The 17,568-nt window shown below is 42.3% G+C and carries 15 protein-coding genes and 1 pseudogene; 7 read left to right on the top strand and 9 right to left on the bottom strand.

Annotated features, from left to right (window positions below; all coding sequences use genetic code 11):
• Positions 1-74: 74 nt before the first annotated feature.
• From KZ793_RS06850 to KZ793_RS06830, 5 genes are all read right to left on the bottom strand, one after another.
• On the bottom strand, positions 75-764 hold the full coding sequence (locus KZ793_RS06850) for a DedA family protein (protein ID WP_225814668.1): 690 nt from the start codon (positions 762-764) through the stop codon (positions 75-77).
• Between the two features lie 46 nt (positions 765-810).
• Complete coding sequence (truA, locus tag KZ793_RS06845) at positions 811-1,605, bottom strand: tRNA pseudouridine(38-40) synthase TruA (protein WP_225814712.1); 795 nt, start codon at positions 1,603-1,605, stop codon at positions 811-813.
• A gap of 41 nt (positions 1,606-1,646) precedes the next feature.
• The gene (locus tag KZ793_RS06840) at positions 1,647-2,657 is read right to left on the bottom strand and encodes an aspartate-semialdehyde dehydrogenase (RefSeq protein ID WP_225814666.1); all 1,011 of its coding nucleotides are present in this window, start codon (positions 2,655-2,657) and stop codon (positions 1,647-1,649) included.
• 52 nt (positions 2,658-2,709) lie between these two features.
• Positions 2,710-3,837 carry a 4-phosphoerythronate dehydrogenase PdxB gene (pdxB, locus tag KZ793_RS06835; RefSeq protein ID WP_225814664.1) on the bottom strand — a complete coding sequence of 376 codons (1,128 nt, stop codon included), beginning with the start codon at positions 3,835-3,837 and terminating at the stop codon, positions 2,710-2,712.
• Positions 3,838-3,928: 91 nt separating this feature from the next.
• Positions 3,929-4,702: an AraC family transcriptional regulator gene (locus KZ793_RS06830; protein WP_225814662.1), complete on the bottom strand. Its 774-nt coding sequence runs from the start codon at positions 4,700-4,702 to the stop codon at positions 3,929-3,931.
• 102 nt (positions 4,703-4,804) lie between these two features.
• Between KZ793_RS06830 and KZ793_RS06825 the strand changes: the two genes are divergently transcribed.
• Complete coding sequence (locus KZ793_RS06825; protein WP_225814660.1) at positions 4,805-5,719, top strand: DMT family transporter; 915 nt, start codon at positions 4,805-4,807, stop codon at positions 5,717-5,719.
• Here the strand turns inward: KZ793_RS06825 and KZ793_RS06820 are convergent.
• The 3 genes from KZ793_RS06820 to KZ793_RS06810 form a co-directional block, all read right to left on the bottom strand.
• On the bottom strand, positions 5,700-7,121 hold the full coding sequence (locus KZ793_RS06820; RefSeq protein ID WP_225814658.1) for a sensor histidine kinase: 1,422 nt from the start codon (positions 7,119-7,121) through the stop codon (positions 5,700-5,702). The genes KZ793_RS06825 and KZ793_RS06820 overlap by 20 nt on opposite strands.
• The gene (gene tctD, locus KZ793_RS06815; RefSeq protein WP_225814709.1) at positions 7,108-7,785 is read right to left on the bottom strand and encodes a transcriptional regulator TctD; all 678 of its coding nucleotides are present in this window, start codon (positions 7,783-7,785) and stop codon (positions 7,108-7,110) included. The genes KZ793_RS06820 and tctD overlap by 14 nt, the downstream gene beginning before the upstream one ends.
• Positions 7,786-8,115: 330 nt before the next feature.
• Positions 8,116-8,526, bottom strand: a complete 411-nt coding sequence (locus tag KZ793_RS06810) for a DUF7424 family protein (protein WP_225814655.1) — start codon at positions 8,524-8,526, stop codon at positions 8,116-8,118.
• 300 nt (positions 8,527-8,826) lie between these two features.
• Here KZ793_RS06810 and KZ793_RS06805 point away from each other — a divergent pair, with 300 nt between their 5' ends.
• The 3 genes from KZ793_RS06805 to KZ793_RS06795 are packed head-to-tail and all read left to right on the top strand — an operon-like array spanning position 8,827 to position 11,783.
• Positions 8,827-9,807: a Bug family tripartite tricarboxylate transporter substrate binding protein gene (locus KZ793_RS06805; RefSeq protein WP_225814653.1), complete on the top strand. Its 981-nt coding sequence runs from the start codon at positions 8,827-8,829 to the stop codon at positions 9,805-9,807.
• A gap of 13 nt (positions 9,808-9,820) precedes the next feature.
• Positions 9,821-10,252 carry a tripartite tricarboxylate transporter TctB family protein gene (locus tag KZ793_RS06800; protein WP_225814652.1) on the top strand — a complete coding sequence of 144 codons (432 nt, stop codon included), beginning with the start codon at positions 9,821-9,823 and terminating at the stop codon, positions 10,250-10,252.
• A gap of 10 nt (positions 10,253-10,262) precedes the next feature.
• Entirely contained in the window at positions 10,263-11,783 is a 1,521-nt protein-coding gene (locus KZ793_RS06795) for a tripartite tricarboxylate transporter permease (protein WP_225814645.1), read from the top strand.
• 450 nt (positions 11,784-12,233) lie between these two features.
• On the opposite strand, the gene fabB is transcribed toward KZ793_RS06795, so the two are convergent.
• Positions 12,234-13,448, bottom strand: coding sequence for a beta-ketoacyl-ACP synthase I (gene fabB, locus KZ793_RS06790; protein WP_225814643.1), 1,215 nt, complete (start codon positions 13,446-13,448; stop codon positions 12,234-12,236).
• A 675-nt stretch (positions 13,449-14,123) separates the two neighbouring features.
• On the opposite strand from fabB, the gene KZ793_RS06785 reads away from it, so the two are divergent.
• The 3 genes and pseudogenes from KZ793_RS06785 to mnmC all read left to right on the top strand — a co-directional run bounded on the left by KZ793_RS06785 (position 14,124) and on the right by mnmC (position 17,564).
• A complete protein-coding gene (locus KZ793_RS06785; RefSeq protein ID WP_225814642.1) occupies positions 14,124-14,669 on the top strand; it encodes a hypothetical protein in 546 nt (181 codons plus the stop codon).
• 241 nt (positions 14,670-14,910) lie between these two features.
• Positions 14,911-15,332: pseudogene (locus KZ793_RS06780) on the top strand (hypothetical protein); the annotation flags it as partial.
• Positions 15,333-15,497: 165 nt separating this feature from the next.
• Positions 15,498-17,564 (top strand): bifunctional tRNA (5-methylaminomethyl-2-thiouridine)(34)-methyltransferase MnmD/FAD-dependent 5-carboxymethylaminomethyl-2-thiouridine(34) oxidoreductase MnmC, encoded by a 2,067-nt coding sequence (gene mnmC / locus KZ793_RS06775; RefSeq protein ID WP_225814640.1) that lies wholly within the window; start codon positions 15,498-15,500, stop codon positions 17,562-17,564.
• The last annotated feature ends 4 nt before the right edge of the window (positions 17,565-17,568 follow it).

Below are 17,568 nucleotides of genomic sequence, written 5' to 3'. Positions count from 1 at the left end.
TTATGCCAGTTTTGTTATGTGTGCCATTAAACCACAATGCTATTACAGTGTGGATAAAAAACTGCTCAAACCTGTTACCGGTTATCAGTCTTCTGCTTCATCACCGTACGACGATGACGCCAGATTTCAATCACTCCGGGCAGGATTGAGATAAAGATGATAGCGACAATCAACAGTTTCAAATTCTGTTGTACCATTGGCATATCACCGAATATATAACCAGCATAGGTGAATAACAGTACCCAAACCAGTGCGCCAATCACGTTATAAGCAGCAAAATGACGATAAGACATTTTCCCCATACCTGCAACGAATGGTGCAAATGTTCTGATAATGGGTACAAATCGCGCCAGAATAATTGCCTTCCCACCATGTTTTTCATAAAAATCATGTGTTTTATCTAAATAACTGCGGCGGAAAATTTTTGAATTTGGATTAGTAAATAACCTTTCGCCAAAGATGCGACCAATAGCATAGTTCACCGCATCACCAATAATAGCCGCAATAATCATCAATGCCACCATGATATGTACATTCAGATCATTTGAGCCCAGAGCCGCTAAAGCGCCGGCAACAAATAACAGCGAATCTCCCGGCAGAAACGGAGTAATCACTAACCCTGTTTCACAAAATAAAATCAGAAACAGAATGCCATATACCCAATCGCCATATTGTGCGACCAGTTCGGCTAAATGAATGTCAACATGGAGAATGAAATCAATAATAAATTTAGCGAAATCAACAAAATGAGTCAGAAATTCCATAATATTCCCCGCTATGCCAAAACATCCGTGTCGGCAACTAGAATTGTTAAATCAGATCATCTGCCAAAAACAGAGGCCCCATAACAGCGCCAGGCAAATCAAATTGCACCGGATAATCAACAGCAACCAGATACAATCCTGCTGCTTTTGCCGTCGCAGCGGCTTTCGTCCGATCTTTTAAAGCAAGCAACTGGACCATCCAGTTAATATCCTGATTCCCACAGCCAATTTCCATCAGACTACCGGCAATATTACGCACCATATGATGAACAAAAGCATTGGCTTTAATATCTATGACAACGTAATGTCCGTAACGGTTGACATTAATATGCATCACATTACGCCAAGGTGTTTTGGATTGGCATTGAACCGCACGGAAAGAGGTAAAATCATTTTCCCCCAACAAACACTGCGCAGCCTGATGCATCCGCTTTTCATCCAGTGGATAGTGAAAATGTGTCACACCACAGGCCAGTACTGCCGGACGATAACGATGATTAAAAATAATATAACGATACCGCCGGGCAGCCGCGCTGAAACGGGCATGGAAATCCTCATCCACGGTTTTTACCCAACGAACAGCAATATCCGGTGGTAAATGTGCGTTCACGCCCATTGTCCACGCCGCATCCTTGCGCTGCACAGACGTTTCAAAATGAACGACTTGCCCTGTTGCATGTACTCCAGCATCGGTCCGACCAGCACAAAATACCGATATGGGTTCATCGGCGACTTTTGATAATGCTGCCTCAAGGCATCCCTGAACACTTTTTACTTCCTGCTGACGCTGCCAGCCATAATATCGGCTGCCATCGTACTCAATTCCCAATGCAATTTTCATCTTTGAACCTGGCACAAATTCTGTTTGTTCTGTACCCAACATCAGTAAAATTGCTCCTGAATCAGTTTTTCCGCAGTCTCAACCGCCATCAGCGCACCACCAAACCGAATATTGTCGGCTACAGACCAGAATTGTAATACTTCCGGCATACCATAATCATTACGCAGACAGCCAATACTCAACAAATCATTACCAGATGCGTCTGTCACCGGAGTCGGATAATCGCCTTCCGCTGAAACGTTAATATCAACCATCCGCTCTAATTCTTCGCGGGCTTCTTCCACACCAACCGGACGCAATGTTTCCAAATGGACTACCTGAGCATTACCATAAAAAACCGAAGACTGAACGCAACTAACTGAAATCGGCAGCCCCTCATCCTGTAAAATTTTGCGTATCTGATCCACAAGACAGCGCTCTTCACGCACCGAGCCTTCAGCATCTGCCAGCAACGGTAAAAGATTAAATGCCAATTGCTTGCTAAAACGACCTGGCTCTGGTGGGATACCGTTAAGTAAACGGGCGCTCTGCCCGGCTAATTCATCAACTGCCGCTTTGCCGTGAACCGAGACAGAGAGCAAATTAGTCAAATGTAAGCGTGCAATTCCTGCGGCGTCAACCAACGGTTTAATTGCTGTCAACACCTGACTGGTCATGCAATCTGCCAAAGCGACAATATTTCGGTTACGATAATCCGCCAACGCATGAGGATTCACACCCGGGACAACCAAGGGAACATCCAGCTCCATAGCAAACAATCCGCTGCTATCGAGCACCAGACAACCTGCTTCTGCTGCTTGTTCAGCATACTGTGCCGTGGCTTCTGTTCCGGCCACAAAAAAAGCGAGTTGTACCTGTGACCAGTCAAAATCAGCAACATCACGGACAATTAAACTTTTACCATTAAAACGCAGGTTTTCACCGGCACTATGTTCACTGGCAAGAGGATACAGTTCACCAACGGGAAACTGACGCTCCTGTAATAACGCCAGTATCGCTTCACCTACCGCACCTGTCGCACCCAACAGGGCAATATTCCATCCTTCCGACATGTTGGTTTTCTCCACCTTATCTTTCTGATATGCAGGCATATTTCTGCACGAATTAAATCAGTTCTGTACTGAAACCAAGAGCGGCTAACAACTCAGCACTCTCTCTGTTATCACAACACACAGTTAGAGATGACCATTCCCGACGTTCCAGATAGTTTTTACGCAGAAGATCGAATTGCCCTTTCTGACCGGCAACCTGCCGTAACGGGGTATCATCGCGGCGCACATCATACACTAAATGTATCAATCGCTTTAGTGTGCTTTGAGTCACATTTCCATGCAGAGTGACCCGGCTGAAATCAGGCTCAGGCAACAGCTCAGATAAGGCAACTTTACGGGGTTGATCAAGGAATCCACAATAAGCCTCAAATACCTGTGTGGTGCCACGTGCCTTACCTTCGAGGGTATAACCCGCGATATGCGGAGTACCTATATCGACTAATTCCAGCAATGGCAGGGATAAATCAGGTTCCGGCTCCCAAACATCCAGCACAACACTGAGTTTTTTACCACACTTCAACTCGGCAAGCAGTGCCTGATTATCAACAACTTCACCCCGGCTGGCGTTAATCAATATGCGGTTATTCGGCAAAGCCGACAATAATTCAGCACCCGCCAGATGAAGTGTTTTATATGGACCTGATTTATTCAGTGGCGTATGGAATGTCAGAATATCCGCCTCTTTGACCAGTTTCTCCAATGGCCAAAATTCGCCGGCATCACCTCTGTCAGCTCTTGGAGGATCACATAAGAGTGTCCGGATACCAAGGACAGCTAACCGTTCTGCCAGTCTACTTCCGACATTACCGACACCAATGATCCCGACAACCTTATCTTTGAGTTCAAAATTGTCACGTTCAGCCAGTAACATTAATGCGGAGAAAACATATTCAACTACAGCAATGGCATTGCATCCCGGCGCAGCAGAAAACCCGATTCCCGCCTGAGATAGCCACGACTGATCTACATGGTCTGTCCCCGCCGTTGCCGTACCGATAAATTTTACCGAGCTGCCTTTCAGCAATTCTTCATTAACTTTAGTCACCGAACGAACCATAAACGCATCCGCGTTATCCAGTGCACCTTCCGACACCGGACGCCCCGAAATAGCTTGTACATCCCCTAATTGCTGAAACAGTTGTTCAGCATAAGGCATATTTTCATCAACCAGAATCTTCACTTAATTCCATCCTGTGGCATTAAAACGGACGTAGCGAACTTATTCTGCCATTTAATTATAACAAAACCCATAATAACGGTTTCTTTTGTTGTTAACTTTTCCTGAAACGTTCCGGTGTCGTACCTGCCAATTGCTGAAACATAGCAATAAAAGCAGAAGATGAGCTATAACCCACATCAAAAGCAACTTCATTAACGGTTTTTCCCTGCTCCAGCAAAGAGATAGCATGTAAAAACCGTAACCGCTGCCGCCACTCACTAAATGACATTCCCAATTCTTGCTGGCAACGCCGTGACAAAGTACGTTCCGAGGTATAACGCTGTTTTGCCCATTGCGCTAATGGCGTATTATCAGCGGGATTACTCTCAAGTTCCTGTAATATCGGCGCCAAAAGTTTATCTTTAGATGAAGGCAGATAGGTATGCTGAACAGGGGATTGAATTAACTGATCAATCAGCACTTGAGCTAACCGTAAATCCTGTTCTGTTTCTGGTATTTTCAATTTACGTTCAAAACAGTCAGTCATAATCGCATTGAATATAGAGTTAAGCCGGATAATACAAGGAGTATTCGGCAATAATTTCCCCCATTCATGAGAAATATCTATTGCCCTGAATCTCATTGCTTTTCTACTATATCCCGAATGCTCTATCCCTTCCGGTATCCAGACACAGAATTGCGGTGGAGCTAAAAAATGCTGTCCTCCAGCATTCATTGCCATTACGCCACAAACGACATAAATAAGTTGCCCAAATGGATGGGTATGACGTAAACACTCAGTATTCGCACTGAATAACTCGCTACGGAAAGAGATACTGGCCGGAATACCCATGATTTCTACAGGAATATGAAGTTTTTCTGTCATATTGTCTCAATTGCCTTATCCATTGGCTGATTATCGTTATATATAATAAATCAGACACCATTAGACTAAACACTCATTTTTATCTCAATGCGACTTATCTATATGAATATGATTTTTCCACTTCTGGCCGTCTTGATTTGGTCAATTAATGCCGTGGTGAGTAAAGCCTCCGCTACGGCTATTGATCCGGCTGCAATCTCTTTTTATCGCTGGTTCCTGGCCTTTCTCACATTAACACCCTTTGTTGTACTATCTGCCATTCGCCAATGGAAAACAATCTGTCAATATTGGTGGAAATTATTAATTCTTGGCGCACTTGGCATGGTACTTTATCAAAGCTTGGCCTATTACGCTGCACACAGTATCAGTGCAACATTTATGGGAATTTTTAGCTCATTGATTCCTCTTTTAACGGTTGTCATCAGCATATTTATTTTACGTGTTGTTCCCACCGTCGGTATTGCTCTTGGTACCGTTTTATCTCTATCTGGTTTAGTCTGGTTGATCAGCGCCGGTGCTCCCATATCATTATTGCAACACGGTTTAGGCCGCGGTGAATTGATGATGTTGATTGCCTCCATCTCCTACGCACTCTATGGCGTGTTAACCAAACACTGGTCTATTCCATTACCCAACTGGCAATCCCTGTATGTGCAGATTGCTTTTGGCGTCCTGCTATTACTGCCAAATTTCCTGTTGACCAAAGATGTTCAATTGAATGCTAACAATATCTCGTTAGTCCTATTCGCCGGTATTCCAGCCTCGATCATTGCTCCCTATTTATGGATACAAGGTGTCATAAAACTTGGTGCTAATACTACTGCCATATTTATGAATTTGACGCCAATATTTACAACGATTATCGCTATTCTGGTTCTGCACGAAAAAATTCACAGTTACCATCTGATCGGTGGCGGCATAACACTATTAGGTGTCATACTGGCACAACAATTACGTGCTCCTCTTTTTAGCCGTAAAACAGAAGAACCGCAGAAAATTAATCATCAGAAAGCCTGAAAGGAATTCTTACTAATAAACCGCCCAGTGTTTCACTGGGCAGTAATTGGGGATGAGTACCATGATAAAAACTAATGTCTTTTACCAGAGCTAATCCTAATCCCGCCCCTTCATGCCCTGCGGAATTATCAAGACGATTAAAAGCCATCAGTGACAAATTAACCTCTTCTTGAGCAATCCCCGGCCCACTGTCATCCACTTCCAAATAACAGTATGTCTTACAAGAGTTGAGAATCACTCTAGCCGTGACAATGCCACCTTCCGGCGTATATTTAATTGCATTGTCCAATAAGTTAGCGCACATTTCTGTCAGTAATACAGGTTCCCCCTTGAGCCATTGAGCATCTTCGCCTTCATAGCCCAAATCAATATTCTTACTGTCAGCCTGCTGCAAACGAGAAAAACAGGCCTGTTGCAACAATTCAACTAAATTGACCGGCCTATAATCCCGAACGGCCTCCTTTTCATGTGCTTTCAAACGAGATAGTTGTAATAAACGATCTGTCAGAGAGATAGTGTTATCCAATGTATTATCAATGGCCTGCAAACTTTCTTTCCATTGAGCGGGATCTTTGCTAGCAAATGCTACCGCTACTTGAGTTTTTAATACTGCTAATGGTGTTCTGAGTTGATGAGAAGCATCCGCACTGAATCTCTCCTGCCGACTCACCATCAATTTCAGTCGCTCTATATAACGATTAAATGCATATAATAATGGTGAAAGTTCTGACCAAGGCAACATATCAGGTAACGGAGTGAGATCATTAGCGGGACGACGGACCATGACACCAGAAAGTTTATGTAGTGGTTTAAGTAACTGTTTCAACAGGAAATAAGCCAGAATCAGAGTCAACCCAACCACTGTCCCTTGACTCATCAAAGAAGATATTAATAATTGTTGCGCAAGATAATGACGGGAAGCCACTGTTTCAGCAACTAGTATCAACGCCATTCCCATCATTCCCCCTTCATTGATCGGTTGATAAAGGGCAGCAACCCGAATGGGCCGGCCGTGATACTCAGCATCATAGAAATAAACCAAAGCTGTGTATAAATTGGAGCGAAGCGCATCTTTAGGGATCAAAGGCAAATCATCATAACCGGAAATTATCTCCCCTTCAGGAGATAACACCTGATAAAACAGCCTATCATTCATATTTCGCTCAAAACTATCCAGAACCACATAAGGTACATCGACAATTAATTGGTTATCCTTAACAGTCAGCCGTTCTGCCACAGTTCGAGCAGATGCCAATAAAGTACGGTCATAAGCCAATGTCGCCGCATTCTCTGCACTAAAATAATGGGTGCAAACCGATAAACAACCCAACACAAACAGTGGAACACCAAAAAACAAAAGTAACTGATGAAACAATGAGTTCGGTACTTTAAACCATGTCATCTTTTTGGCACTCCAGACGATAACCTAATCCCCGTAATGTACTAATCCCCACATTACTGCCTGACAATTTTTTCCGAATCCGGTGTACATAAAGTTCAATACTTTGTGGATTTGCTTCATCTGACAGTGCAAATACTTGTTCAAAGAGCTGTTGTTTAGAAACAGGCCTCCCCCGACGATGGAACAATGTTGTCAAAACCGAAAGTTCCCGTGGTGTCAAAGCCAATGGCTCATCGTTCAGAACAAAGTAACCATCATCCTGATAAACAAGGGAGCCGAATGTCAGTGTCCCCTGTAGAACACTTGCACTACGACGAAGTAATGCCCGGATACGTGCTTCCAATTCCTGTAAATCAAAAGGTTTCGTCAGATAATCATCGGCACCAGAATTAAGCCCTTTCACTCGGTCAGAAACATCGGCTTTCGCCGTTAATAATAATACCGGTAAATTTTGCCCACGCTTACGCAAACGAACTAACAGAGAAAGCCCATCCAACCTAGGCAAAGAAACATCCAGAATCAATAATGCATAGTTTTCTGTCTGTAATAATTGATCAGCGACTATGCCATCACTAGCAACATCTACAGCAAATCCTGAACTACTCAGTGCTTTTTGCAGCCAATGCAATAATTCAGGGTGGTCTTCCACTAAAAGTAAGCGCATATCTTCAATATCTAATCGATTAATATAAATATACCCGTTATCTTTCAAGTTACCTCTTTGTTGGCTGCATTCGCTCACCCCGGTCACATAGTTATCTATGCTCCCGGGGATTCGCTCCCTTGCCGTCGCGATGCATCTTGAAATCCATAAGGTATATAATTACAAACATAACTATATTTTCAGTTTATATCGCCACACCTATTTTTCTGAAAAATAGTCAGACCCTAAATCAATTCGACTCAATTCCATTTTCATGCCAAAATACCTCGCTATGAATAATAGGGTATTCTGTCATACCGAATGAAATAATATCTCTATTACCGCTTCCATTTACTCAGATTTTGCCATGAGCGCAGGAGTAAAATCAAAACGTTCATCCAATACAAATGCCACAGAGACATTAGACAAAGTGAGTTTTATTTCATTGCCTACTTTTAAACTAAAATTCGATATCACCATCGGCTCTTTATCATTAAGAAATGCGGATAAACCCGTCATTTTTAAAACTTTATCGGTGTCATTCTTAATATTAATTGAGATTTTGGTCTTTGATGCCATTGAACTATCTATCTGGTTAATTTTCTTCTTCATCTCTTTTGGTACGCTTATCACCAAGATATCTGCGCCATTACCGTAAAGATGAATGCCCTTAGTAGAACCAGTTATACTTGAATTCCCTACATTCACAGGCACTTTAAAGTGAGCAAACGAATCCATACTTTTTAATTTAACACATTGCATAAATAAATAATTACCATTTGCATGATACCTCCTTAGTCGAATGTAAAGTTACCGCGAGTAAAACAGAGCAACATCAAAACTACGAGAAACTTACAACAAATCAAAACAAAAAAGAAAGCCTGTAGCCAGTTGTTAACTCATTAATGCGAAACGCTACGCAAATTTAAGAGATTGAAATCACATATCAACAACTTTTCTTGTTAATGAAAGGTAAATGAAAGGTTTTGTTATTACTAATTGAGTCAACCAGATCCGTTTGTAGTGATTATATCTTACTCGGGTATTGATGAGAGCAAACAAATGAAAATTATAACGATCAAGATGTTAGTGGCAACCGCTCTACTATTTGGCACAAGCAGTGTTTTTGCTGCCAGTGCACCTAGCCGGACCGAATGTATTGCCCCCGCAAAACCGGGTGGCGGGTTTGACCTGACCTGCAAACTGGTCCAAGTTTCACTACTGGATACGAAAGAGATCAGCAAGCCTATGCGTGTCACCTTCATGCCCGGTGGTGTTGGTGCTGTCGCTTACAATGCTATCGTCGCACAACGACCTGCTGAAGCGGGAACCATTGTCGCCTTTTCTGGCGGCTCTCTACTCAATTTGTCTCAGGGAAAATTTGGTCGCTATAACGTTAACGATGTTCGCTGGCTGGCAAGTGTTGGTACTGATTATGGAATGATTGCTGTCCGTGCCGATTCACCTTACCGCAGCCTGAACGATTTGATGAATGCTTTTAAGGATAATCCCAACAGGATTGTATTTGGTGCCGGCGCTTCTATCGGTAGCCAGGACTGGATGAAAACAGCACTGCTGGCAAAAGAAGTTGGAATTGATCCTCACAAGATGCGTTATGTCGCTTTTGAAGGAGGGGGTGAACCTGTCACTGCCCTGCTGGGTAATCATATTCAGGCGGTTTCCGGTGATCTGAGCGAGATGGTACCTTACCTGAACGGAGACAAAATCCGGGTTCTGGCTGTTTATGCAGATAAACGACTGGATGGTGATTTAGCCAATATTCCTACTGCCAAAGAGCAAGGTTATGATCTGGTATGGCCGATTATCCGCGGATTTTACATGGGACCAAAAGTTTCTGACGAAGAGTATCAATGGTGGGTTGATACTTTTAATAAACTACAACAAACAGATGCGTTTAAAAAACAACGCAATATCCGTGGGTTGTTCGAATTCAATATGACCGGCAAAGAATTGGACAGCTATGTGAAAAAACAGGTTGAACAATATCGTGAACAAGCCAGAGCTTTTGGCTTAGCCAAATAACAGAGTCATCATCATGAGCGATCGTATTTTTGCTACTATCTGGTTAGTACTCTGTACCATTGGGATGGTTATTGGTTGGGGAATTCAGAGCGAATACACTTATGAACCTCTGGGGCCCAGACCTTTCCCAATGATCATTCTGTCTCTAATGGCACTCTGTGCTTTACTACTACTTTTCAAAAAACCAGAACAGAGCAATTGGCCTAGTGCCCCCGTTATCCGTCGCCTAATGCTGCTGATTCTCTCTTTGGTTATTTATGGTTGGTCATTCGAGTGGCTTGGTTTTCCTCTGGCTACAGCGTTGCTGACATTCAGTGTCGCGCTGTTGTTTAACGCAACACTGCCTGCCGCAATCATTTCCGGGGTGTTCCTTGGCGTCGCGTTATATTTCGCCTTTGACCGCTTACTTGACGTAACCCTGCCTCTCGGTAGTTGGCTCAACTGACGGAGAATTTATGGAAACCTGGATGTATCTCAGTCAAGGTTTTGAAGTTGCAATGGTACCGCAAAACCTGATTATTGCTTTAATTGGCTGTTTTGTCGGTACGATTGTTGGGCTGCTACCGGGGCTTGGGCCGATTAATGGTGTCGCGATTCTGCTACCACTGGCTTTCGCTTTAAAACTGCCTGCTGAATCTGCCTTGATCTTATTGGCAACCGTTTATATCGGTTGTGAGTATGGTGGACGTATATCATCGATTCTGCTGAATGTTCCCGGTGATGCCGCTGCCATTATGACCGCATTAGACGGTTATCCGATGGCCAAACAGGGCCGTGCAGGTGTGGCGCTGTCTATTTCTGCGGTGAGTTCTTTCTGTGGTTCTTTGCTGGCAATTTTCGGCATTATTTTGTTTGCACCATTACTGGCGCAGTGGTCACTGGCTTTCGGCCCTGCTGAATATTTTGCACTTATGGTTTTTGCTATTGCTTGTCTGGGTAGCATGATGAGCCAGAATCCGCTGAAATCACTATTAGCAGCATTAATAGGATTGGGTCTGGCAACTGTCGGAGTAGACGCCAACACCGGGGTTTATCGTTTTACTTTCGACAATGTTCATCTGTCAGATGGTATTCAATTTATTGTTGTGGTGATAGGTCTGTTTTCTGTCAGCGAAATTTTGCTGATGTTAGAGAGTACCTCCGCCGGCAAAACCATTATCCGCAAAACAGGCCGTCTGCTGTTCAATCGCAAGGAAGCGGCTGAATGCGCCATACCAACGCTTAGATCTTCCTTTATCGGTTTCTTTGTCGGTATTTTGCCTGGTGCAGGAGCGACTATTGCCAGCGCAATTACCTACATGACTGAGAAGAAGCTCAGTGGGAATAGCGATTCATTTGGTAAAGGTGATATTCGCGGCGTAGCAGCACCAGAAGCGGCTAATAATGCTTCGGCCTGTGGCTCCTTTATTCCAATGCTTACATTAGGAGTGCCAGGTTCAGGTACCACTGCCGTTATGATGGGAGCATTAACGCTCTATAATATTACGCCTGGGCCGGGAATGTTTACTGAACAGCCGGATATCGTCTGGGGGTTAATTGCGGCTTTATTGATTGCCAATATTATCCTGCTGATTATGAATATCCCAATGATAGGTCTATTTACACGGATGCTCACTATCCCACTCTGGTTCCTTGTGCCAGCTATTGCTACTGTTTCAGCGGTTGGTGTATATGCCATACACAGTACGACATTTGATCTTCTGTTGATGGTAGGGTTAGGCGTTTTTGGCTACATTCTGAGGAAGATGAATTTCCCGATGTCGCCATTAATCCTCGGTTTCGTATTAGGAGAAATGCTGGAACAAAATTTACGTCGCGCACTTTCTATTAGTAATGGAGAATTTGGCATTCTGTGGAGCAGCACAATTACTCAGAGTTTATTGATACTAGCAGCTCTGGTTTTGATTATTCCACCAATATTACGAATTATCCGTAAGCGCCGTATTCAGCAAATGGCCAATGAAAACAAAGCGTAATAAGCAAAAGCCTATAATATTACAAAATCATAATTACCATAAAAATATTATGGGCTTTTCTACCGCAACAGGAATATACTTTCATATTTACATTATATTTCACACAAAATCAAAACTCAGCAAAATAGGTTTGAATTCACGCTTATAAACAGATAACACAACACGCCAAGTTTGTTGCAACATTCATAGCAAAAATCACTTTGGTAAAATACTATCTTTACCAAATCGGTAATTCAAAACTCCCAACAACTGTTAAATAGTTATTAAATAGTATTGAGTATTCAACATTATTAACAATGGCCTTTTCTGTTGAAACAGACAAGATACAAACAGCACGCAAAAATGGGAATATACATACAAAGGTGACTCGCTGTATGCTGTCACCTAAGATGCATCAAATAACGACCATTGTTGTTTGGACACGATCGAAATAGTCTGTGATGAGGGAAATTAAGCCGAATACTTGCTCATCACCAAAGAAGCATTAGTACCACCGAAACCAAAACTATTGGACATCACCGTATTTAACTTTTGCTCAGTAGGTTTAGTGATGATATTCATGCCCGCTGCTTTATCATCAAGATCTTCAATGTTGATACTTGGTGCAATAAAACCATGCTCTAACATCAGTAGGCTATAAATCGCTTCGTGTACACCAGCAGCACCCAGTGAATGGCCGGTCATCGCTTTTGTTGCAGAAATTGCCGGTGTTGTATCACCAAAGACTTCCCTGATCGCCTCCAACTCTTTCACATCACCCGCAGGAGTAGATGTACCATGCGTGTTCACATAATCAATGGAACCTTTCACACCTTGTAGTGCCATATTCATACAACGAACCGCACCTTCGCCAGATGGAACAACCATATCTGCACCATCAGATGTTGCTCCATAACCAACAATTTCAGCGTATATGTGTGCGCCGCGTGCCAATGCATGCTCTAATTCCTCCACAACAACAATACCGCCGCCGCCAGCAATAACAAAACCATCACGGCTCTTATCGTAAGTACGAGACGCTTTTTCTGGCGTTTCGTTGTATTTCGTTGAAAGTGCACCCATTGCATCAAATTCACAACTCATTTCCCAGCAAAGTTCTTCACCACCACCGGCAAAAACAATATCCTGTTTTCCTAACTGAATAAGTTCAGCCGCATGACCAATGCAATGGGCAGAAGTAGAACATGCAGAACTGATAGAGTAGTTTACCCCTTTGATTTTAAAAGGAGTCGCAAGGCAAGCCGATACACCGGAAGCCATTGCACGGGTTACCATATAAGGTCCCACACCACGTAAACCACGAGTACGCATCCCATCAGCACCCGCAACCTGGTTATGCGGGGAACCACCACCAGAACCCACTACCAGTCCGCTACGAATATTGGAAACCTGATCATCAGCCAAGCCAGAATCTTTAATTGCCTCTTCCATCGCCAGATAAGCATAAACAGAGGCATCGCTCATGAAACGCTGAATTTTTCGGTCTATTAACCCGGAGGTATCCAGTTTTACATTACCCCAGACATGGCTTCTCATTCCTATCTCTTTGAATTTATCAGAAAAAGTTATCCCGGAGCAGCCTTCTTTCAGAGATGCCAGTACTTCTTTCTGATTATTACCAATGCTGGAAACAATACCTAAGCCAGTGATCACTACACGCTTCATTAAATACCTCATTAAATATGTTTATCTGCGGGATTTCTATCTATGCCACGTAGCACTTTAGCGTACACTTGTACGCTGAACAAGTCCGATCAGGATAAAATTACGAAGAAAAATTCATCTCTCTAAAAATCCCAATATGTTGTCACGTCAAAACAACTGTTAACTTTCATAGAATACAGTAAAAAATATTTAGATTTTAATAGATAAAAATAAATTTCAGATAGGAATTATTTTGGTAAACAATAAGATCAAAAAACTCTCGTAATTTCCATCAAAAATTTATGCCAAGGATAATAATATCAATGCAATATACATAAACTTATCAAGCATCCGAATAATGATTAGTAGGCTTATATTTATATAGAAGTTGCTATACTTGCTATTTTTATTAAATTTCTTGCTAATTAGAAACCAATTTAATCACTGAGAATAATAAGGATGAATAAAATTTTCATGAAATGAATCAATCCCTATGTTATATTATTGACTGAATTACGTAAAATACACAAACTTACAGCAACAAATGTTTTAGGACAGAAAAGTTTATGACTTTATCAACCGATAAAGCCATTATTCACACAAAAAATGATGGTAATTATGCTATGTCATATGCAAATGGTCGGTCCATTGTAAGACCTAAATAACTTTACCCAATAATCCTAATGGGGGTTAATAATGAGAGGACTTGGTTATCTTCTACTGAGCATTGGTATCATATGGATCTTAGTGGCTTTTAATATGGACACAAATATTTTATCACAATACAGCAACAAATTTAACAATATTGAACCAATTGTCTCACAACAAAATCATATCCTAATTGGCGCATTCATCACGCTTTATGGACTAATTATGATTATATCCAGTAAAAATCAGCGGTTATTAGAGTCTATATACAGAAGCTATACTAAGGAGATTGCCGGGTTCAATTCAGAGGAGGTATTCATACCTACACCTATGCAAAATTCAGATTACTTAAAACGAGCTAATAATTACCGCCATTATGATTTTATCGACAAATATTCAAATACCCTTGAAAAGAGAGTAGTTGAATTTTGTAAGTTATGCTCATCCTATATTGAAGAAGTAAATCATAATGGCGGTGATAAAGAAGAAGCTAAACGAACAGTGGTATCAATGATTGATACGATTTCCTCGCATTTAAAAAATAGGCAATCAAAAGAATTTAAAAAATTATGTGAATTTCACATTCATTTATAAATGCAAACCCCGCTTCGCTGAACTGCACCCCAAAAGTTGGACACCAACTGATTAAGGTGCAATTTTATGAAGAAAGCTTATTCATAATAAAGGCCAGAAAAATGGTTGATTATCTAAAACAGTATATACCTAATAGATTTCGAGTTGCAGCGCGGCGGCAAGTGAACGAATCCCCAGGAGCATAGATAATGATGTGACTGGGGTGAGTGAAAGCAGCCAACAAAGTAGCAGCTTGAAAGATGAAGAGTATAAAAGAATATCCTTGCATCATGAGACCATTTATATATTGATTTATAAAGGTAAAATAGATGGAGGTGATTTATGGCAGCATTTCAGAATTGCCAGTAAACCGTATCATAAACGCTATGGCTGTTATGAATAGAAGAGGAAAAACTAAAAAAAGTGAGCATTAACAGCAAAAAATTAGCAACAAACATCTACTTTTTTCTAATCTTTATGCCCCAAAGAAAGGAGAAATAAATGAGAATATTAATGGACTAAATTAGTCAATACTTTCCAAAAGGAATAGGCTTTAATAAAGTCTCTAACCGAGAGATAAATTTTTTCATAAACCGACCAAATAATCGTCCCTGAAAAATTCGGGATGGCAAAGCACCCAATAAATTATTTAAAGGAATACGAACTTGTTTACTCACAGCGTAATTATATTGCACTTACTATGCGAAACCGCCCCCCCTGCTTCTTCCAATAACTGTATACGCTGCAAGCAAGGCTCAACACTTTTCCACTCTTTTCTTCTGTCAGGTGGTACATCAACCCCAACCTCGCTAAAATCGCATTATTATCAGTAATATTACAGGCATTACCGTGAAAAATTCTGCTATCTGTACCGCAACCCTAAGTTGGAATGATCAAGGTACTCCGGTTTCAACACAGTTTGATGACGTTTACTTCTCAAATCAGGATGGGCTGGAAGAAACCCGTTATGTATTTCTCAACGGTAACCACTTCCCCCAACGATTCAGCACTCATTCCCGTTCTAACTGTGTAATCGCAGAAACCGGCTTCGGAACGGGATTAAATTTTCTGACTCTCTGGCAATCATTTGATGCATTTCGACAAAAAAACCCTGACGCGCCATTGAAACGTCTACATTTCATCAGTTTTGAGAAGTATCCACTGAAAACCAATGACTTAAAAACCGCTCATCAACGCTGGCCTGAGTTTGAAACTTTTTCACAGCAACTTTGCCAGCAATGGCCACAACCACTGGCAGGCTGCCATCGATTGATTATGACAAATGGCGCTGTCACACTGGATTTATGGTTCGGTGACGTCAATGATCTGTTGCCAACAATGGATTCCAGTCTTCACGGCAAAATAGATGCCTGGTTTTTAGATGGCTTTGCGCCTGCCAAAAATCCGCAAATGTGGAGTGAACAGTTGTTTGCTGCAATGGCACAATTTGCCCATCCAGAAGGCACTTTTGCAACCTTTACTTCTGCGGGTATCGTCCGTCGTGGTTTACAACAAGCCGGTTTTAATGTCAGTAAAGTCAAAGGATTTGGCCGCAAAAGAGAAATGCTGACTGGGGTTCTGGCAACTCAGAAACATCAGCCATTACCTGCACCTTGGTTTGCCCGACCGTCAGCAAGTCACACCGATGATATCGCCATTATCGGCGGAGGGATTGCCGGTATTCTTACCGCACTTGCGCTACTGCGTCGTGGAGCACAGGTGACTCTTTATTGTCAAGATGCAGCCCCGGCACAAGGTGCATCCGGTAATCGCCAAGGAGCACTCTATCCATTACTTAACGGTAATAACAATGAACTCGAAAAATTCTTTATCTCTGCATTTACCTTTGCCCGCCACCAGTATGAACAGTTATCAACGCAAGGGATTGATTTCGACCATCAATGGTGTGGTGTCAGCCAGCTTGCTTATGATGAAAAAAGTAGCAAGAAAATTGAGAAAATACTGGCAACAGAATGGCCGAATGAACTCGCCATCAGCATGAATTATCACCAGTTGAGTGAAAAATGTGGGCTGGATATTCATCACCACGGCATTCACTATCCACAGGGCGGATGGCTATGCCCGGCTGAACTCACTAAAGCAGCAACTGAATTGGCACAACAGCAAGGCATGCTCTGTCGCTTCAATCATCAAGTTACCGCGCTTAATCACAACCAGCATGGCTGGCAACTGCATCTGATGTATCAAGGACAACCATTAAACACACATCATAAAACGGTGGTGATTGCCAACGGTCATCATCTACCCCAGTTTGAACAAACCGGGAAACTGCCAGTTACTGCCGTGCGTGGTCAAGTCAGCCACATCCCAACGACAACCGATCTGAGCCAATTGCAAAATGTACTTTGCTACGATGGTTATATGACACCAGCTAATCCAGCCAATCAGCATCACTGCATCGGCGCTAGTTATCAGCGTCATCGGCTTGATAGTGAATATTCTGAAACAGAACAACAGGAGAACCGTGATCGATTGCTGAAATGTTTACCTGATGCCGAATGGGTAAATCAGGTTGATGTTTCTGCTAAACAATCTCGTCAAGGTATTCGCTGCGTTATTCGTGATCATATGCCAATGGTGGGAAATGTGCCGGATCTCAATGAAATAATGGCAGATTATCAAGATCTACCAGAACAAATCCATACAGGGAACCCCATCGCAGATGCACCCTGTTACTCCAATCTGTTTGTTATCGGGGCATTAGGTTCCCGTGGATTATGCTCTGCACCACTCAGTGCAGAAATCCTTGCAGGGCAGATTTTTAATGAACCATTACCACTGGATAATGAAGCACTGGCAGCGCTTCATCCAAATCGTTTTTGGATCAGAAAACTACTGAGAGGCCGTAAAGTGAAAATAGAAAAGCCATTAAGGAACTGCACCGCCAAACGTTAGATAT

The sequence above is a fragment of the Photorhabdus antumapuensis genome (assembly GCF_020387775.1).
Classification (GTDB): domain Bacteria; phylum Pseudomonadota; class Gammaproteobacteria; order Enterobacterales; family Enterobacteriaceae; genus Photorhabdus; species Photorhabdus antumapuensis.
The sequence above is the reverse complement of the archived record's forward strand: the minus strand, read 5'-3'. Positions and strand labels throughout refer to the sequence as shown.